12 protein-coding genes and 4 tRNA genes are annotated in these 16,213 nt (G+C 57.5%); all 16 read left to right on the top strand.

All coding sequences use genetic code 11. The annotated features are described in order from the left end of the window. The first annotated feature begins 129 nt into the window (after positions 1 to 129). The 16 genes from birA to rpoC all read left to right on the top strand — a co-directional run bounded on the left by birA (position 130) and on the right by rpoC (position 16,003). The gene (birA, locus tag V7787_RS23350; protein WP_010951770.1) at positions 130 to 1,089 is read left to right on the top strand and encodes a bifunctional biotin--[acetyl-CoA-carboxylase] ligase/biotin operon repressor BirA; all 960 of its coding nucleotides are present in this window, start codon (positions 130 to 132) and stop codon (positions 1,087 to 1,089) included. Further along, positions 1,079 to 1,828: a pantothenate kinase gene (locus V7787_RS23355; RefSeq protein ID WP_064490932.1), complete on the top strand. Its 750-nt coding sequence runs from the start codon at positions 1,079 to 1,081 to the stop codon at positions 1,826 to 1,828. Before birA ends, V7787_RS23355 begins: the two co-directional genes overlap by 11 nt. Before the next feature lie 7 nt (positions 1,829 to 1,835). After that, positions 1,836 to 2,261 (top strand): hypothetical protein, encoded by a 426-nt coding sequence (locus V7787_RS23360; RefSeq protein WP_014589472.1) that lies wholly within the window; start codon positions 1,836 to 1,838, stop codon positions 2,259 to 2,261. A 152-nt stretch (positions 2,262 to 2,413) separates the two neighbouring features. After that, positions 2,414 to 2,497 (top strand) — tRNA-Tyr (locus V7787_RS23365). Positions 2,498 to 2,521: 24 nt separating this feature from the next. Then, positions 2,522 to 2,595 (top strand) — tRNA-Gly (locus tag V7787_RS23370). Positions 2,596 to 2,624: 29 nt separating this feature from the next. Then, a tRNA-Thr gene (locus V7787_RS23375) sits at positions 2,625 to 2,700 on the top strand. Between the two features lie 78 nt (positions 2,701 to 2,778). After that, positions 2,779 to 3,972 carry an elongation factor Tu gene (tuf, locus tag V7787_RS23380; RefSeq protein WP_003255489.1) on the top strand — a complete coding sequence of 398 codons (1,194 nt, stop codon included), beginning with the start codon at positions 2,779 to 2,781 and terminating at the stop codon, positions 3,970 to 3,972. A 54-nt stretch (positions 3,973 to 4,026) separates the two neighbouring features. Then, positions 4,027 to 4,102: transfer RNA gene (locus V7787_RS23385), tRNA-Trp, on the top strand. A gap of 44 nt (positions 4,103 to 4,146) precedes the next feature. Further along, positions 4,147 to 4,515, top strand: a complete 369-nt coding sequence (gene secE / locus V7787_RS23390) for a preprotein translocase subunit SecE (RefSeq protein WP_010951773.1) — start codon at positions 4,147 to 4,149, stop codon at positions 4,513 to 4,515. 9 nt (positions 4,516 to 4,524) lie between these two features. Then, positions 4,525 to 5,058, top strand: coding sequence for a transcription termination/antitermination protein NusG (nusG, locus tag V7787_RS23395; protein ID WP_003255501.1), 534 nt, complete (start codon positions 4,525 to 4,527; stop codon positions 5,056 to 5,058). Positions 5,059 to 5,177: 119 nt separating this feature from the next. Then, complete coding sequence (gene rplK, locus V7787_RS23400; RefSeq protein ID WP_003255500.1) at positions 5,178 to 5,609, top strand: 50S ribosomal protein L11; 432 nt, start codon at positions 5,178 to 5,180, stop codon at positions 5,607 to 5,609. Further along, positions 5,609 to 6,304, top strand: a complete 696-nt coding sequence (rplA, locus tag V7787_RS23405; protein ID WP_003255499.1) for a 50S ribosomal protein L1 — start codon at positions 5,609 to 5,611, stop codon at positions 6,302 to 6,304. Before rplK ends, rplA begins: the two co-directional genes overlap by 1 nt. Positions 6,305 to 6,501: 197 nt before the next feature. Further along, positions 6,502 to 7,002, top strand: coding sequence for a 50S ribosomal protein L10 (gene rplJ, locus V7787_RS23410; RefSeq protein ID WP_003255497.1), 501 nt, complete (start codon positions 6,502 to 6,504; stop codon positions 7,000 to 7,002). A 77-nt stretch (positions 7,003 to 7,079) separates the two neighbouring features. Then, positions 7,080 to 7,445: a 50S ribosomal protein L7/L12 gene (gene rplL, locus V7787_RS23415; protein WP_003255496.1), complete on the top strand. Its 366-nt coding sequence runs from the start codon at positions 7,080 to 7,082 to the stop codon at positions 7,443 to 7,445. Between the two features lie 220 nt (positions 7,446 to 7,665). After that, positions 7,666 to 11,739 carry a DNA-directed RNA polymerase subunit beta gene (rpoB, locus tag V7787_RS23420; protein WP_003255495.1) on the top strand — a complete coding sequence of 1,358 codons (4,074 nt, stop codon included), beginning with the start codon at positions 7,666 to 7,668 and terminating at the stop codon, positions 11,737 to 11,739. A gap of 64 nt (positions 11,740 to 11,803) precedes the next feature. Beyond that, positions 11,804 to 16,003: a DNA-directed RNA polymerase subunit beta' gene (rpoC, locus tag V7787_RS23425; protein ID WP_010951774.1), complete on the top strand. Its 4,200-nt coding sequence runs from the start codon at positions 11,804 to 11,806 to the stop codon at positions 16,001 to 16,003. The last annotated feature ends 210 nt before the right edge of the window (positions 16,004 to 16,213 follow it).

Below are 16,213 nucleotides of genomic sequence, written 5' to 3' on the forward strand. Positions count from 1 at the left end.
TTAAAAAGCCTGGCCTTGCCAATGCTCCTACCTGTGATTGCGATACGCGGCCTTTCCTGCAGGCCCTTTTCCTATGCAAGCCAACAGCCCATGGCTATCATGCCTGCCTTATTCCAAGTCGAGACTGGCATGCTGAAGTTGTTGAATCTCCTCAAGGACGGTCGGTTCCATTCCGGAGAAGCTCTGGGGGCAGCCCTAGGGGTGAGTCGCAGCGCAGTTTGGAAACAGCTGCAGCATCTGGAAAGTGAGCTGAACCTCACCATTCACAAAGTTCGTGGGCGCGGTTACCAGTTGGCCGCGCCACTGGCGTTGCTTGAGGCGCAGGCAATCGCCGGATTCGCCGTGGGCGAACAATGGCCGGTATTCATCCACGAAACCATCGATTCGACCAATGCCGAAGGCTTGCGCCTTGCCAGTGAAGGGCAGGCGGCTCCATTCCTGGTTCTGGCTGAGCGCCAGAGCGCCGGACGCGGTCGGCGCGGCCGGCAGTGGGTCAGCCCATTTGCTGAAAATCTCTATTACAGCCTGGTGCTGCGCGTCGATGGAGGCATGCGTCAGCTCGAGGGGTTGAGCTTGGTAGTGGGGTTGGCGGTAATGCGCACCTTGCAGGCGTTCGGTGTAAAGGATGTCGGCCTCAAATGGCCTAACGATGTGTTGGTACGTGGGCAGAAGATCACCGGAATTCTCCTGGAATTGGTAGGCGATCCTGCAGATGTCTGTCATGTGGTGCTAGGCATTGGTATCAATGTAAACATGCAGGTGAACGAACAGGTCGATCAGCAGTGGACTTCTATGCGGCGTGAGGTTGGTGCAGCCATAGATCGCAATCACTTGGTCGCGCTGCTAAGTCAGCAGCTACAGCACGAATTGGCGCGCCATCGCCGCTACGGCTTTGCCGCATTCCAGGAGGAGTGGGAGCAGGCGCACTTGTGGCAGGGGCGCAATGTATCGCTGGTTGCTGGTAGTACACGTATTGATGGCGTGGTTCTTGGCGTCGACGGGCAGGGTGGTTTGCGCCTTGAGGTGGACGGGATGGAAAAGAGCTTCAGTGGTGGTGAGCTCAGTTTGAGGTTGCGTGATGATTCTTGAGCTCGATTGCGGTAACAGCTTCATCAAGTGGCGGGTGATCCATGTCGCCGATGCTGTGATTGAAGGTGGTGGGATCGTCGATTCCGATCAGGCGCTGGTGGCGGAAGTGGCTGCGCTCGCTTCAGTGCGTCTCACGGGTTGCCGTATTGTCAGTGTGCGCAGCGAAGAAGAGACCGATGCGCTTTGCGCGTTGATTGCTCAGGCATTTGCCGTGCAGGCGAAGGTTGCCCACCCTGTCCGTGAAATGGCAGGTGTGCGCAATGGCTATGACGACTATCAGCGCCTGGGTATGGATCGTTGGCTGGCGGCGTTGGGGGCATTTCACCTGGCCAAGGGTGCGTGCCTGGTGATTGACCTGGGTACCGCGGCAAAAGCGGACTTCGTTTCTGCAGATGGCGAGCATCTTGGGGGCTACATCTGCCCAGGTATGCCATTGATGCGTAGCCAGCTGCGCACTCACACCCGTCGTATCCGCTATGACGACGCCTCCGCGGAGCGCGCATTGAGCAGCTTGTCACCAGGTCGCTCGACTGTCGAAGCGGTAGAGCGCGGTTGCGTATTGATGCTCCAGGGCTTTGCCTGCACCCAGCTTGAGCAGGCTCGTGTGCTATGGGGTGAGGAGTTCACCGTGTTCCTCACTGGCGGTGATGCGCCACTGGTGAGGGCGGCCCTACCACAGGCGCGGGTCGTGCCTGACCTGGTTTTCGTTGGCCTGGCAATGGCCTGCCCATTGGATTGAGGTGCCTATGCGCTGGTTGTTTCTGCTGTTACTGGTGCTCAACGTCTTTTATTACGTATGGCATCAGCAGGAAGCCCCGCTGAAGGTCAAGGAAGTCGCCCCATTGTCACTGTACAAGGGGAATCAGCAAGAAATCCGTCTGTTGCGTGAAACAGGTGTGTCGGCACCGCCCAAGCGTCGTGATGAATGCCTGGTGGTCGGTGGCGTGAAGGGGCAGGAGCAGTTGGATGCGCTGCGTCAACGCCTGCTGAGTCTGGATATTGCCACCTTGCCGGTGTCAGGACAGCTGCCTGGGGCGGATGGTCGCTGGCTCAAGGTTGCTCCGGAAAGCGAGCGTTTGCTGGACCAAACGGTGCTCTTGGCTCTTTCCAATGATTTCAAAGACTTAAAACATAAAATTATTTTCTGCCAGGGTATTGCAACTGACGAATAGCTTGATAGAATGGCGCCCGCTTCACAGGGAACACCACTCAGGTGGTAGAACTGGAAGCGGTGTCAAAGCAGCTAAGTTTCAGATTTGATTGAAAAAATTTGAAAAAACGCTTGACACTAGGACGGCAGACAAATAGAATGCCGGCCACATCTGGAGGGATTCCCGAGCGGTCAAAGGGGACGGACTGTAAATCCGTTGCGAGAGCTTCGAAGGTTCGAATCCTTCTCCCTCCACCAGTTTTAGCGAGAGCCGCAAGCTCCGCGGGTATAGTTTAGTGGTAGAACCTCAGCCTTCCAAGCTGATGATGCGGGTTCGATTCCCGCTACCCGCTCCAAGTTTGCCGGATTTTGCACAAAGTGTTTCGCTCTTGTAGCTCAGTTGGTAGAGCACACCCTTGGTAAGGGTGAGGTCAGCGGTTCAAGTCCGCTCAAGAGCTCCATATAAACAAGGCAGATATGAAAATATCTGCCTTTGTTTTATCAGCGCAAGACTATTTCTTCTGCGGAGGATTGTATCGATGGCTAAGGAAAAGTTTGATCGTTCCCTTCCCCACGTTAACGTCGGCACTATCGGCCACGTTGACCACGGTAAGACCACTCTGACCGCAGCTCTGACTCGCGTTTGCTCCGAAGTTTTCGGTTCGGCAATCGTTGAGTTCGACAAGATCGACTCGGCTCCGGAAGAAAAAGCGCGCGGTATCACCATCAACACCGCTCACGTCGAGTACAACTCGACCATTCGTCACTACGCTCACGTTGACTGCCCAGGTCACGCTGACTACGTGAAGAACATGATCACCGGTGCTGCCCAGATGGACGGCGCGATCCTGGTTTGCTCGGCCGCCGATGGTCCGATGCCGCAAACCCGTGAGCACATCCTGCTGTCCCGTCAGGTAGGCGTTCCGTACATCGTGGTCTTCCTGAACAAGGCTGACCTGGTAGACGACGCTGAGTTGCTGGAACTGGTCGAGATGGAAGTTCGCGACCTGCTGTCCACCTACGACTTCCCAGGCGACGACACTCCGATCATCATCGGTTCCGCTCGTATGGCCCTGGAAGGCAAAGACGACAACGAGATGGGCACTACCGCTGTCAAGAAGCTGGTAGAGACTCTGGATAGCTACATTCCTGAGCCAGTTCGTGCCATCGACCAGCCGTTCCTGATGCCGATCGAAGACGTATTCTCGATCTCGGGTCGTGGTACCGTTGTTACCGGTCGTATCGAGCGTGGTATCGTCCGCGTTCAGGATCCGCTGGAAATCGTTGGTCTGCGTGACACCACCACCACCACCTGCACCGGTGTTGAGATGTTCCGCAAACTGCTGGACGAAGGTCGTGCTGGCGAGAACTGCGGCGTTCTGCTGCGTGGCACCAAGCGTGACGACGTCGAGCGTGGCCAGGTTCTGGTCAAGCCAGGTTCGGTCAAGCCGCACACCAAGTTCACCGCAGAAGTCTACGTCCTGTCGAAGGAAGAAGGCGGCCGTCACACTCCGTTCTTCAAAGGCTACCGTCCACAGTTCTACTTCCGTACCACTGACGTGACCGGTAACTGCGAACTGCCGGAAGGCGTTGAAATGGTAATGCCAGGTGACAACATTCAGATGACTGTTACCCTGATCAAGACCATCGCAATGGAAGACGGTCTGCGCTTCGCTATCCGTGAAGGCGGTCGTACCGTCGGCGCCGGCGTCGTAGCAAAAATTATTGAATAAGTAGTTGATTTACTTGATCAGGCCGGTATAATGGCCGGCCTGATACAGCGTTACAGGTCAGTAGCTCAATTGGCAGAGCGACGGTCTCCAAAACCGTAGGTTGGGGGTTCGATTCCCTCCTGACCTGCCATTTCACCTCGGTGTGATGGCTTTCTTCTTACAGGATCCTCCTCGATGACCCCCAAAACTGAAGCCCAAGAATCGCGTTTTGATCTGTTCAAGTGGCTGGCTGTAGTGGCTTTGGTGGTTGTTGGTGTTGTGGGTAATCAATATTACTCCGGCTCTCCAATCCTGTATCGCGTTCTTGTGCTTCTCGTCCTTGCTGCTGTCGCGGGCTTTGTAGCTCTGCAGACTGCGAAGGGCAAGTCGTTCTTTGCGCTGGCGAAGGAAGCTCGTACCGAGATTCGTAAAGTCGTGTGGCCGACCCGCCAGGAAACCACCCAGACCACGCTGATTGTCGTGGCTGTCGTGCTGGTTATGGCACTGCTGCTGTGGGGGCTCGATTCCCTGCTCGGCTGGGCGGTCTCCTTGATCGTTGGCTAAAGGTGTCCCGTGGCTAAGCGTTGGTATGTTGTGCATGCTTACTCGGGTTACGAGAAGCATGTAATGCGCTCCCTCATCGAGCGCGTCAAGCTGGCTGGCATGGAAGACGGTTTCGGCGAGATCTTGGTCCCGACCGAAGAAGTCGTTGAAATGCGCAACGGCCAGAAGCGCAAGAGTGAGCGTAAATTCTTCCCTGGCTATGTACTGGTCCAGATGGAGATGAATGAAGGGACTTGGCACTTGGTCAAGGACACCCCTCGCGTGATGGGCTTTATTGGCGGTACTGCTGACAAGCCTGCGCCGATTACCGATAAAGAAGCTGAGGCCATCCTGCGTCGCGTTGCCGACGGTAGCGATAAGCCGAAGCCCAAGACGCTGTTCGAGCCAGGTGAAGTGGTTCGAGTCATTGATGGTCCGTTCGCTGACTTCAATGGTAGTGTCGAAGAAGTTAACTACGAAAAGAGTCGCCTGCAGGTTGCGGTGCTCATTTTCGGTCGCTCTACTCCGGTGGAGCTCGAGTTCAGCCAGGTCGAAAAGGTCTAGGCGGACGAAGCATCCCATACCCCGCAGCCCTGTGTGCTGCGGGGTTTTGTCGTCACTGGGATAAAACGCAAGTCATCCGGGGAGCCATCAGGCGTTCGTACCCGATTTTGGAGTAGCTCATGGCTAAGAAGATTCAGGCTTACATCAAGCTGCAAGTTAAGGCCGGCCAGGCCAACCCAAGCCCACCCGTTGGTCCAGCTCTGGGTCAACATGGTGTGAACATCATGGAATTCTGCAAGGCCTTCAACGCCCGTACCCAGGGTCAAGAAGCCGGCCTGCCGACTCCAGTGATCATCACTGTCTACAGCGACCGTAGCTTCACCTTCGAGACCAAGAGCACCCCTGCCTCGGTTCTGCTGAAGAAAGCTGCTGGCCTGACCAGTGGTTCGGCTCGCCCGAACACCGTTAAAGTCGGTACCGTTACCCGTGCTCAGTTGGAAGACATCGCGAAAGCCAAACAGGCTGACCTGACTGCCGCTGACCTGGACGCTGCTGTACGCACCATCGCTGGCTCTGCCCGCAGCATGGGCCTGAACGTGGAGGGTGTGTAATGGCTAAGCTGACCAAACGCCAAAAGGCAATCGCCGAGAAAATCGAAGCAGGCAAGGCCTACAACTTCGAAGAAGCGGCAACTCTGCTGGCCTCGCTGCCTGCTGCCAAGTTCGTCGAGTCCTACGACATCGCCGTTAACCTCGGTGTTGACCCGCGTAAATCCGACCAGGTCGTACGTAGCGCTACCGTGCTGCCACACGGCACTGGCAAGACCGTTCGCGTTGCTGTCTTCACCCAGGGTCCAGCTGCTGAAGCTGCTCTGGCTGCCGGCGCTGATCGCGTAGGTATGGACGATCTGGCTGCCGAAATGAAAGGCGGCGACCTGAACTATGACGTCGTTATCGCATCGCCTGATGCCATGCGCGTTGTAGGTCAGCTGGGTCAGGTTCTGGGTCCTCGCGGCCTGATGCCTAACCCGAAAGTTGGTACCGTGACCCCAGACGTAGCCACTGCCGTGAAAAACGCCAAGGCTGGTCAGGTTCGCTACCGTACCGACAAAAACGGTATCATCCACACCTCCGTTGGCAAGATCGGCTTTGAAGCTGACAAGCTGAAGGAAAACGTTGAAGCCCTGATCGCTGACCTGAAGCGTATCAAGCCAGCTTCCTCGAAAGGTATCTACGTTAAGCGCGTTACCCTGAGCACCACCATGGGCCCAGGTCTGGTCATCGATCAGAGCTCGCTGAACGTGTAAGAACATGGCGGCGCGACCAGTCGCGCCGCCAGCAAAAATTGGGGTCCCTGCCTGGCGGGGGCTATCCAAGACCGTAGGCGGCGCAAGCCTTAAAACATCAGCCCACGCAGATGGTGCTCCCGATTCGTTACCGAATCAGACACCAAAACGACATCCGGCCTCGGCCAGATGAAACGGTAAAAACCAGGAGTAAACCCGTGGCAATTAAACTCGAAGACAAGAAGGCCATCGTCGCTGAAGTCAACGAGGCTGCCAAAGTCGCTCTGTCCGCTGTCGTGGCTGATGCCCGTGGTGTGACTGTAAGCGCAATGACCGGACTCCGTAAAGAGGCCCGCGAAGCTGGCGTATACGTACGTGTAGTGCGTAATACCCTGCTCAAGCGCGCTGTTGAAGGCACCGAATTCTCGATCCTCAACGACGCGTTCAAAGGCCCGACCCTGATTGCTTTCTCCAACGAACACCCGGGCGCTGCTGCTCGTCTGTTCAAAGAGTTCGCCAAGGGTCAGGACAAGTTCGAGATCAAGGCAGCTGCGTTTGACGGCAATTTCATTGCAGCGAACCAGATCGACGTGTTGGCTACCCTGCCGACCCGCGACGAAGCTATTGCACGACTGATGAGCGTTATTCAAGGCGCCACCAGCAAGCTGGCTCGTACTCTGGCAGCCATTCGCGACCAGAAAGAAGCTACCGCCGCCTAAGGCGCGCGAATTCTTTCAAAATCATACGTTTAATTTGATGGCTGCGTAGGCTGTCACCCCAATACAGGATTTAAGTCATGTCTCTGACTAACGAACAAATCATCGAAGCAATCGGCCAGAAAACCGTTCTGGAAGTTGTTGAGCTGATCAAAGCAATGGAAGAAACCTTCGGCGTTACCGCTGCTGTTGCCGCTGCTGGCCCAGCTGCTGCTGCTGCCGTTGTTGAAGAGCAGACCGAGTTCAACGTTGTTCTGGTTGAAGCCGGCGACAAGAAAGTGAACGTGATCAAGGCCGTTCGCGAACTGACCGGTCTGGGCCTGAAAGAAGCCAAAGAGAAAGTCGATGGCGCTCCTCAGGTTGTAGCTGAAGGCGTTTCGAAAGAAGCCGCTGAAGACGCTAAGAAGAAGCTGGAAGAAGCAGGCGCTAAAGTCGAGCTGAAGTAATCTCGACCTTGCGATGCCAGCCTGAGCGTTGAGCGAAAGGCTGATGGCTGGTGGCTTATGCCACCGGCCTTTTTCCGTTATTGGTGGCCGGTCAGGCCGGTCCCGATAACGAGCTGCAAGACACCCATGTGGGTGGCGCAAACCAAGGGGTTTGCACGATTTTCTGGCTGCTCCCGCCGGGAGAAGCCAAACAAGCAGGTGACCAAGCTGGGGAACGCTGATGGCTTACTCATACACTGAGAAAAAACGTATCCGCAAGGACTTTAGCAAGTTGCCGGACGTCATGGATGTGCCTTACCTCCTGGCCATCCAGCTGGATTCGTATCGCGAATTCCTGCAAGCGGGAGCATCCAAGGATCACTTCCGCGACGTCGGCCTGCACGCGGCCTTCAAATCGGTATTCCCGATCATCAGCTACTCCGGCAATGCTGCCCTGGAGTACGTAGGCTATCGCCTGGGCGAACCCGCCTTCGATGTGAAGGAATGTGTCCTGCGTGGCGTGACCTTCGCGGTCCCACTGCGGGTCAAGGTGCGCCTGATCATCTTCGACAAGGAATCGTCGAACAAAGCGATCAAGGACATCAAAGAGCAAGAAGTCTACATGGGTGAAATCCCCCTGATGACTGAGAACGGTACCTTCGTTATCAACGGTACCGAGCGTGTGATCGTTTCCCAGCTGCACCGTTCGCCTGGTGTGTTCTTCGACCACGACCGTGGCAAGACCCACAGCTCGGGCAAGCTGCTGTACTCCGCTCGCATCATCCCTTACCGCGGTTCCTGGCTGGACTTCGAGTTCGACCCGAAGGACTGCGTGTTCGTGCGTATCGACCGTCGCCGCAAACTGCCGGCCTCGGTGCTGCTGCGCGCCCTGGGTTACAGCACTGAAGAAGTGCTGAACACCTTCTACACCACCAACGTGTTCCACATTTCCGGCGAAAAACTCAGCCTGGAACTGGTACCGCAGCGTCTGCGTGGTGAAGTTGCAGTCATGGACATCCATGACGAAACCGGCAAAGTCATCGTCGAGCAAGGCCGCCGTATTACCGCGCGCCACATCAACCAGCTCGAGAAGGCCGGCGTCAAGCAACTGGACGTTCCAATGGAATACGTCCTGGGCCGCACTACCGCCAAGGCTATCGTGCATCCGGCTACCGGCGAAATTCTCGCCGAATGCAACACCGAGATGACTACGGAGCTGCTGATCAAGGTCGCCAAGGCGCAGGTTGTCCGTATCGAGACCCTGTACACCAACGACATCGATTGCGGTCCGTTCATCTCTGACACTCTGAAGATCGATACCACCAGCAACCAACTGGAAGCGCTGGTCGAGATCTACCGCATGATGCGTCCAGGCGAGCCGCCAACCAAGGACGCAGCCGAGACCCTGTTCAACAACCTGTTCTTCAGTGCCGAGCGTTACGATCTGTCCGCCGTAGGCCGCATGAAGTTCAACCGTCGTATCGGTCGTACCGAGATCGAGGGTTCGGGCGTGCTGAGCAAGGAAGACATCGTCGAGGTTCTGAAGACCCTGGTCGATATCCGTAACGGCAAAGGCATCGTCGACGACATCGACCACCTGGGTAACCGTCGCGTACGTTGCGTCGGCGAGATGGCCGAGAACCAGTTCCGCGTTGGCCTGGTGCGTGTCGAGCGCGCGGTCAAGGAACGCCTGTCGATGGCGGAAAGCGAAGGCCTGATGCCGCAAGACCTGATCAACGCCAAGCCGGTAGCGGCAGCGGTGAAAGAGTTCTTCGGTTCCAGCCAGCTGTCCCAGTTCATGGACCAGAACAACCCTCTCTCGGAGATTACCCACAAGCGCCGCGTCTCCGCACTCGGCCCTGGCGGTCTGACCCGTGAGCGTGCCGGCTTCGAAGTCCGTGACGTACACCCGACCCACTATGGCCGTGTGTGCCCGATCGAGACCCCTGAAGGTCCGAACATCGGTCTGATCAACTCCCTGGCGGCCTACGCCCGCACCAACCAGTACGGCTTCCTGGAAAGCCCGTACCGCGTGGTGAAGGAAGGCGTTGTCAGCGACGACATCGTGTTCCTGTCGGCAATCGAAGAGGCAGATCACGTTATCGCACAGGCTTCGGCCGCGATGAACGACAAGAAGCAACTGATCGATGAGCTGGTAGCAGTTCGTCACCTGAACGAATTCACCGTCAAGGCGCCGGAAGACGTCACCCTGATGGATGTTTCGCCGAAGCAGGTTGTTTCCGTTGCAGCGTCGCTGATTCCGTTCCTCGAGCACGACGACGCCAACCGTGCGTTGATGGGTTCGAACATGCAGCGTCAGGCTGTACCGACCCTGCGTGCCGACAAGCCGCTGGTAGGTACCGGCATGGAGCGCAACGTTGCCCGTGACTCCGGTGTCTGCGTGGTTGCTCGCCGCGGTGGTGTGATCGACTCGGTCGACGCCAGCCGTATCGTTGTTCGCGTTGCCGACGACGAAGTGGAAACCGGCGAAGCGGGTGTGGATATCTACAACCTGACCAAGTACACCCGTTCGAACCAGAACACCTGCATCAACCAGCGTCCGCTGGTGAGCAAGGGTGACAAGGTTCAGCGTGGTGACATCATGGCCGACGGCCCGTCCACCGACATGGGTGAGCTGGCTCTGGGTCAGAACATGCGCATCGCGTTCATGGCGTGGAACGGCTTCAACTTCGAAGACTCCATCTGCCTGTCCGAGCGTGTTGTTCAGGAAGATCGCTTCACCACCATCCACATTCAGGAACTGACCTGTGTGGCGCGTGACACCAAGCTCGGCCCAGAGGAAATCACTGCGGACATCCCGAACGTGGGTGAAGCCGCACTGAACAAGCTGGACGAAGCCGGTATCGTTTACGTAGGTGCTGAAGTTGGCGCTGGCGACATCCTGGTTGGCAAGGTCACGCCAAAAGGCGAAACCCAGCTGACTCCGGAAGAAAAACTGCTGCGCGCAATCTTCGGTGAGAAGGCCAGCGACGTTAAGGACACCTCCCTGCGTGTGCCAACCGGCACCAAGGGTACTGTCATCGACGTACAGGTCTTCACCCGTGATGGCGTGGAGCGCGATAGCCGCGCGCTGGCCATCGAGAAGATGCAGCTCGACGAGATCCGCAAAGACCTCAACGAAGAGTTCCGCATTGTTGAAGGTGCAACCTTCGAGCGTCTGCGTTCTGCTCTGAACGGCCAGGTGGTTGATGGTGGTGCAGGCCTGAAGAAAGGCACCGTGATCACTGACGAGGTGCTGGACGGTCTGGAGCACGGCCAGTGGTTCAAACTGCGCATGGCTGAAGATGCACTGAACGAGCAGCTGGAAAAGGCTCAGCAGTACATCGTCGACCGTCGCCGTCTGCTGGACGACAAGTTCGAAGACAAGAAGCGCAAGCTGCAGCAGGGCGATGACCTGGCACCGGGCGTACTGAAGATCGTCAAGGTTTACCTGGCAATCCGCCGCCGCATCCAGCCGGGTGACAAGATGGCCGGTCGTCACGGTAACAAGGGTGTCGTCTCGGTCATCATGCCGGTTGAAGACATGCCGCACGATGCCAACGGTACTCCGGTTGACGTCGTACTGAACCCGCTGGGTGTACCTTCGCGTATGAACGTTGGTCAGATCCTTGAAACCCACCTGGGCCTCGCGGCCAAGGGTCTGGGCGAGAAGATCGACCGCATGCTCGAAGAGCAGCGTAAAGCCGCTGAGCTGCGCGTGTTCCTGACCGAGGTCTACAACGAGATCGGCGGTCGTCAGGAAAATCTCGACGAATTCACCGACGAAGAGATCCTGGCCCTGGCTAACAACCTGAAGAAAGGCGTGCCGATGGCTACCCCGGTCTTCGATGGTGCCAAGGAACGCGAGATCAAGGCCATGCTGAAACTGGCCGACCTGCCAGAGAGCGGCCAGATGGTGCTGTTCGACGGCCGTACCGGCAACAAGTTCGAGCGTCCTGTGACCGTTGGTTACATGTACATGCTCAAGCTGAACCACTTGGTGGACGACAAGATGCACGCGCGTTCCACTGGTTCCTACAGCCTGGTTACCCAGCAGCCGCTGGGTGGTAAGGCGCAGTTCGGTGGTCAGCGTTTCGGGGAGATGGAAGTGTGGGCGCTGGAAGCATACGGCGCGGCATACACCCTGCAAGAAATGCTCACAGTGAAGTCGGACGACGTGAACGGCCGTACCAAGATGTACAAGAACATCGTGGATGGCGATCACCGTATGGAGCCGGGCATGCCCGAGTCCTTCAACGTGTTGATCAAAGAGATCCGTTCGCTCGGTATCGATATCGATCTGGAAACCGAATAACACGTGACGCGAAGGGGAGTGGGGCAGGTAATGCCCGCTCCCTGCTCCGCCAGGAGGAAAGGCCTTGAAAGACCTACTGAATTTGCTGAAAAACCAGGGTCAAGTCGAAGAGTTCGACGCCATCCGCATCGGTCTGGCGTCGCCTGAAATGATCCGTTCGTGGTCGTTCGGTGAAGTTAAGAAGCCGGAAACCATCAACTACCGTACGTTCAAGCCTGAGCGTGACGGCCTGTTCTGCGCCAAGATCTTTGGCCCAGTCAAGGACTACGAGTGCCTGTGCGGCAAGTACAAGCGCCTCAAGCACCGCGGCGTAATCTGCGAGAAGTGCGGCGTTGAAGTTGCCCTGGCGAAGGTTCGTCGTGAGCGCATGGCGCACATCGAGCTGGCCTCGCCGGTTGCCCACATCTGGTTCCTGAAGTCGCTGCCGTCCCGTATCGGCCTGCTGATGGACATGACCCTGCGTGATATCGAGCGCGTGCTCTACTTCGAGAGCTATGTCGTTATCGACCCGGGCATGACTACCCTGGAAAAGGGCCAGCTGCTGAACGACGAGCAGTACTTCGAAGCGCTGGAAGAGTTCGGTGACGACTTCGATGCCCGTATGGGTGCCGAGGCTGTCCGCGAGCTGCTGCACGCTATCGACCTGGAGCACGAGATCGGCCGCCTGCGCGAAGAAATTCCGCAGACCAACTCGGAAACCAAGATCAAGAAGCTTTCCAAGCGTCTGAAGCTGATGGAAGCTTTCCAGGGCTCGGGCAACCTGCCTGAGTGGATGGTCCTGACCGTCCTGCCAGTGCTGCCGCCGGACCTGCGTCCGCTGGTTCCGCTGGATGGTGGCCGTTTCGCGACTTCCGACCTGAACGACCTGTATCGTCGGGTGATCAACCGTAACAACCGTCTGAAGCGCCTGCTGGATCTGTCGGCGCCGGACATCATCGTGCGCAACGAAAAGCGCATGCTGCAGGAAGCGGTTGACGCTCTGCTGGACAACGGCCGTCGTGGTCGCGCCATCACTGGCTCGAACAAGCGTCCGCTGAAGTCCCTGGCCGACATGATCAAAGGTAAGCAAGGTCGCTTCCGTCAGAACTTGCTCGGTAAGCGTGTTGACTACTCCGGCCGTTCGGTAATTACCGTAGGTCCGACCCTGCGTCTGCACCAGTGCGGTCTGCCGAAGAAGATGGCCCTCGAGCTGTTCAAGCCGTTCATTTTCGGCAAGCTGGAAATGCGTGGTCTGGCGACCACCATCAAGGCTGCCAAGAAGATGGTCGAGCGCGAGCTGCCAGAGGTGTGGGACGTTCTCGCTGAAGTGATTCGCGAACACCCCGTACTGCTCAACCGTGCACCGACCCTTCACCGTCTGGGTATCCAGGCGTTTGAACCCGTACTGATCGAAGGTAAGGCTATTCAGCTGCACCCGCTGGTCTGTGCTGCGTACAACGCCGACTTCGACGGTGACCAGATGGCCGTTCACGTGCCGCTGACCCTGGAAGCCCAGCTCGAAGCGCGTGCGCTGATGATGTCGACCAACAACATCCTGTCGCCAGCCAACGGTGAGCCAATCATCGTTCCGTCGCAGGACGTTGTACTGGGTCTGTACTACATGACCCGGGAAGCCATCAATGCCAAGGGCGAAGGTCGCGTGTTCGCCGACCTGCAGGAAGTCGACCGCGTATTCCGCGCCGGCGAAGCCGCCCTGCACGCGAAAATCAAGGTTCGTATCAACGAAACCGTGAAAGAGCGTGATGGCTCGGTGGTCAAGAACACCCGCATCGTCGACACCACCGTCGGCCGTGCGCTGCTGTTCCAGGTTGTGCCGGCAGGTCTGCCGTATGACGTGGTCAACCAGCCGATGAAGAAAAAGGCGATCTCCAAGCTGATCAACCAGTGCTACCGCGTGGTTGGTCTGAAAGAGACCGTTATCTTCGCCGACCAACTGATGTACACCGGTTTCGCATACTCGACCATTTCCGGCGTTTCCATCGGTGTTAACGACTTCGTTATCCCGGACGAGAAAGCCCGCATCATCGGTAACGCTACCGACGAAGTGAAGGAAATCGAGAGCCAGTACGCCTCCGGCCTGGTAACCCAGGGCGAGAAGTACAACAAGGTCATCGACTTGTGGTCGAAGGCGAACGACGAAGTGTCCAAGGCGATGATGGCCAACCTCTCGAAAGAGAAGGTCATCGACCGCGAAGGCAAGGAAGTCGAGCAAGAGTCCTTCAACTCGATGTACATGATGGCTGACTCGGGTGCGCGGGGTTCCGCAGCCCAGATCCGTCAGCTGGCCGGTATGCGTGGTCTGATGGCCAAGCCGGACGGCTCCATCATCGAGACGCCGATCACCGCGAACTTCCGTGAAGGTCTGAGCGTACTTCAGTACTTCATCTCGACTCACGGTGCTCGTAAGGGTCTGGCGGATACCGCACTGAAAACCGCTAACTCCGGTTACCTGACTCGTCGTCTGGTGGACGTTGCCCAGGATCTGGTAGTGACCGAGATCGACTGCGGCACCGATCAGGGCCTGGTGATGACGCCACACATCGAAGGCGGCGACGTTGTAGAGCCACTGGGTGAGCGTGTATTGGGTCGTGTCATCGCCCGTGACGTGTTCAAGCCAGGCACCGAGGACGTTATCGTTCCGGCCGGTACCTTGGTCGACGAGCAGTGGGTCGAGTTCATCGAGCTGAACAGCATCGACGAAGTGATCGTGCGTTCGCCGATCAACTGCGAAACCCGCTACGGCATTTGCGCCAAGTGCTACGGTCGTGATCTGGCTCGTGGTCACCAGGTGAACATCGGTGAGGCTGTCGGCGTTATCGCTGCCCAGTCGATCGGTGAGCCGGGTACCCAGCTGACCATGCGTACGTTCCACATCGGTGGTGCTGCAAGCCGTACCTCGGCTGCCGACAGCGTCCAGGTTAAGAATGGCGGTATGGTGCGTCTGCACAACCTGAAGCAGGTTGAGCGTGCCGACGGTAACCTGGTTGCCGTATCGCGTTCGGGTGAGTTGGCGATTGCTGACGAGTTCGGTCGTGAGCGTGAGCGCTACAAGCTGCCTTACGGTGCGGTGATTTCGGTCAAGGAAGGTGAAAAGGTCGAAGCTGGCGCCATCGTCGCCAAGTGGGACCCGCACACCCACCCGATCGTTACCGAGCTGAAAGGTACCGTGACCTTCGTGGGCATGGAAGAAAACATCACCATCAAGCGTCAGACCGACGAACTGACCGGCTTGACCAACATTGAAGTACTGGACGTCAAGGATCGCCCTGCCGCAGGCAAGGAAATCCGTCCAGCAATCAAGATGGTCGATGCTGCAGGCAAGGACCTGTACCTGCCAGGTACTGATGTACCTGCCCAGTACTTCCTGCCGGCCAACGCCCTTGTCGGTGTGGCTGACGGTGCTCAGATCGGTGTTGGTGACGTTATCGCGCGTATCCCGCAAGAGACGTCGAAGACCCGTGACATTACCGGTGGTCTGCCACGCGTTGCCGACCTGTTCGAAGCGCGTCGTCCGAAAGAAGCCTCGATTCTGGCTGAAGTCAGCGGCACCATCGCATTCGGTAAAGAGACCAAGGGCAAGCGTCGCCTGGTGATCACTCCGACCGACGGTAGCGAACCGTACGAAGAGCTGATTCCGAAGTGGCGCCACCTGAACGTCTTCGAAGGTGAGCAGGTAAACCGCGGCGAAGTTATCTCCGACGGCCCGAGCGATCCGCATGACATCCTGCGTCTGCTGGGTGTGAGTGCGCTGGCGAAGTACATCGTCAACGAGATCCAGGACGTTTACCGTCTGCAAGGCGTGAAGATCAACGACAAGCACATCGAGACCATTCTGCGTCAGATGCTGCGCAAGGTTGAGATCTCCGAGTCGGGCGATTCCAGCTTCATCAAGGGCGACCAGATGGAACTGACCCAGGTGCTGGTAGAGAACGAGCGTCTCGCTAGCGAGGACAAGTTCATCTCCAAGTTCACCCGAGTGCTGCTGGGTATCACCAAGGCCTCGCTGTCCACCGAGTCGTTCATCTCCGCGGCTTCCTTCCAGGAAACAACCCGCGTACTGACCGAAGCGGCGGTAACCGGCAAGCGCGACTACCTGCGCGGTCTGAAAGAGAACGTGGTCGTGGGTCGTCTGATCCCGGCCGGTACTGGTCTGGCCTACCACAGCGAGCGCAAGCGTCGCCGTGATGCCGACAAACCGCTGCGTGTAAGCGCCAGTGAAGTGGAAGCTGCACTGACCGAAGCGCTGAATTCCAGCGGTAATTAAGTACAGGGCAAGGCCCCGGCAAGCCTCGGGCGATCATCGGCGACATGAAATGTTGCCGATGATCGGGCGGGGAGGGCCGGGGCCTCGTCTTGACTGGGTGCAAGATCCTCTTTAGACTTTTGTACCCTTAAATTTGGTGAGGCTCCGTCTCGCCAATTTTTGGCTTTCTTGCAAGACAATAGAGTCGCAAGACAATCAGTGGAGCTAGTA

This window comes from Pseudomonas sp. CGJS7 (genome assembly GCF_036961695.1).

What these genes read in the sequence shown, in the direction of transcription:
- secE (WP_010951773.1), top strand. Translation starts at nt 4,147, where the DNA reads ATGACCCCCAAAACTGAAGCCCAAGAATCGCGTTTTGATCTGTTCAAG.
- rpoB (WP_003255495.1), top strand. Translation starts at nt 7,666, where the DNA reads ATGGCTTACTCATACACTGAGAAAAAACGTATCCGCAAGGACTTTAGC.
- rplL (WP_003255496.1), top strand. Translation starts at nt 7,080, where the DNA reads ATGTCTCTGACTAACGAACAAATCATCGAAGCAATCGGCCAGAAAACC.
- birA (WP_010951770.1), top strand. Translation starts at nt 130, where the DNA reads ATGCTGAAGTTGTTGAATCTCCTCAAGGACGGTCGGTTCCATTCCGGA.
- rplK (WP_003255500.1), top strand. Translation starts at nt 5,178, where the DNA reads ATGGCTAAGAAGATTCAGGCTTACATCAAGCTGCAAGTTAAGGCCGGC.
- rplA (WP_003255499.1), top strand. Translation starts at nt 5,609, where the DNA reads ATGGCTAAGCTGACCAAACGCCAAAAGGCAATCGCCGAGAAAATCGAA.
- V7787_RS23355 (WP_064490932.1), top strand. Translation starts at nt 1,079, where the DNA reads ATGATTCTTGAGCTCGATTGCGGTAACAGCTTCATCAAGTGGCGGGTG.
- tuf (WP_003255489.1), top strand. Translation starts at nt 2,779, where the DNA reads ATGGCTAAGGAAAAGTTTGATCGTTCCCTTCCCCACGTTAACGTCGGC.
- V7787_RS23360 (WP_014589472.1), top strand. Translation starts at nt 1,836, where the DNA reads ATGCGCTGGTTGTTTCTGCTGTTACTGGTGCTCAACGTCTTTTATTAC.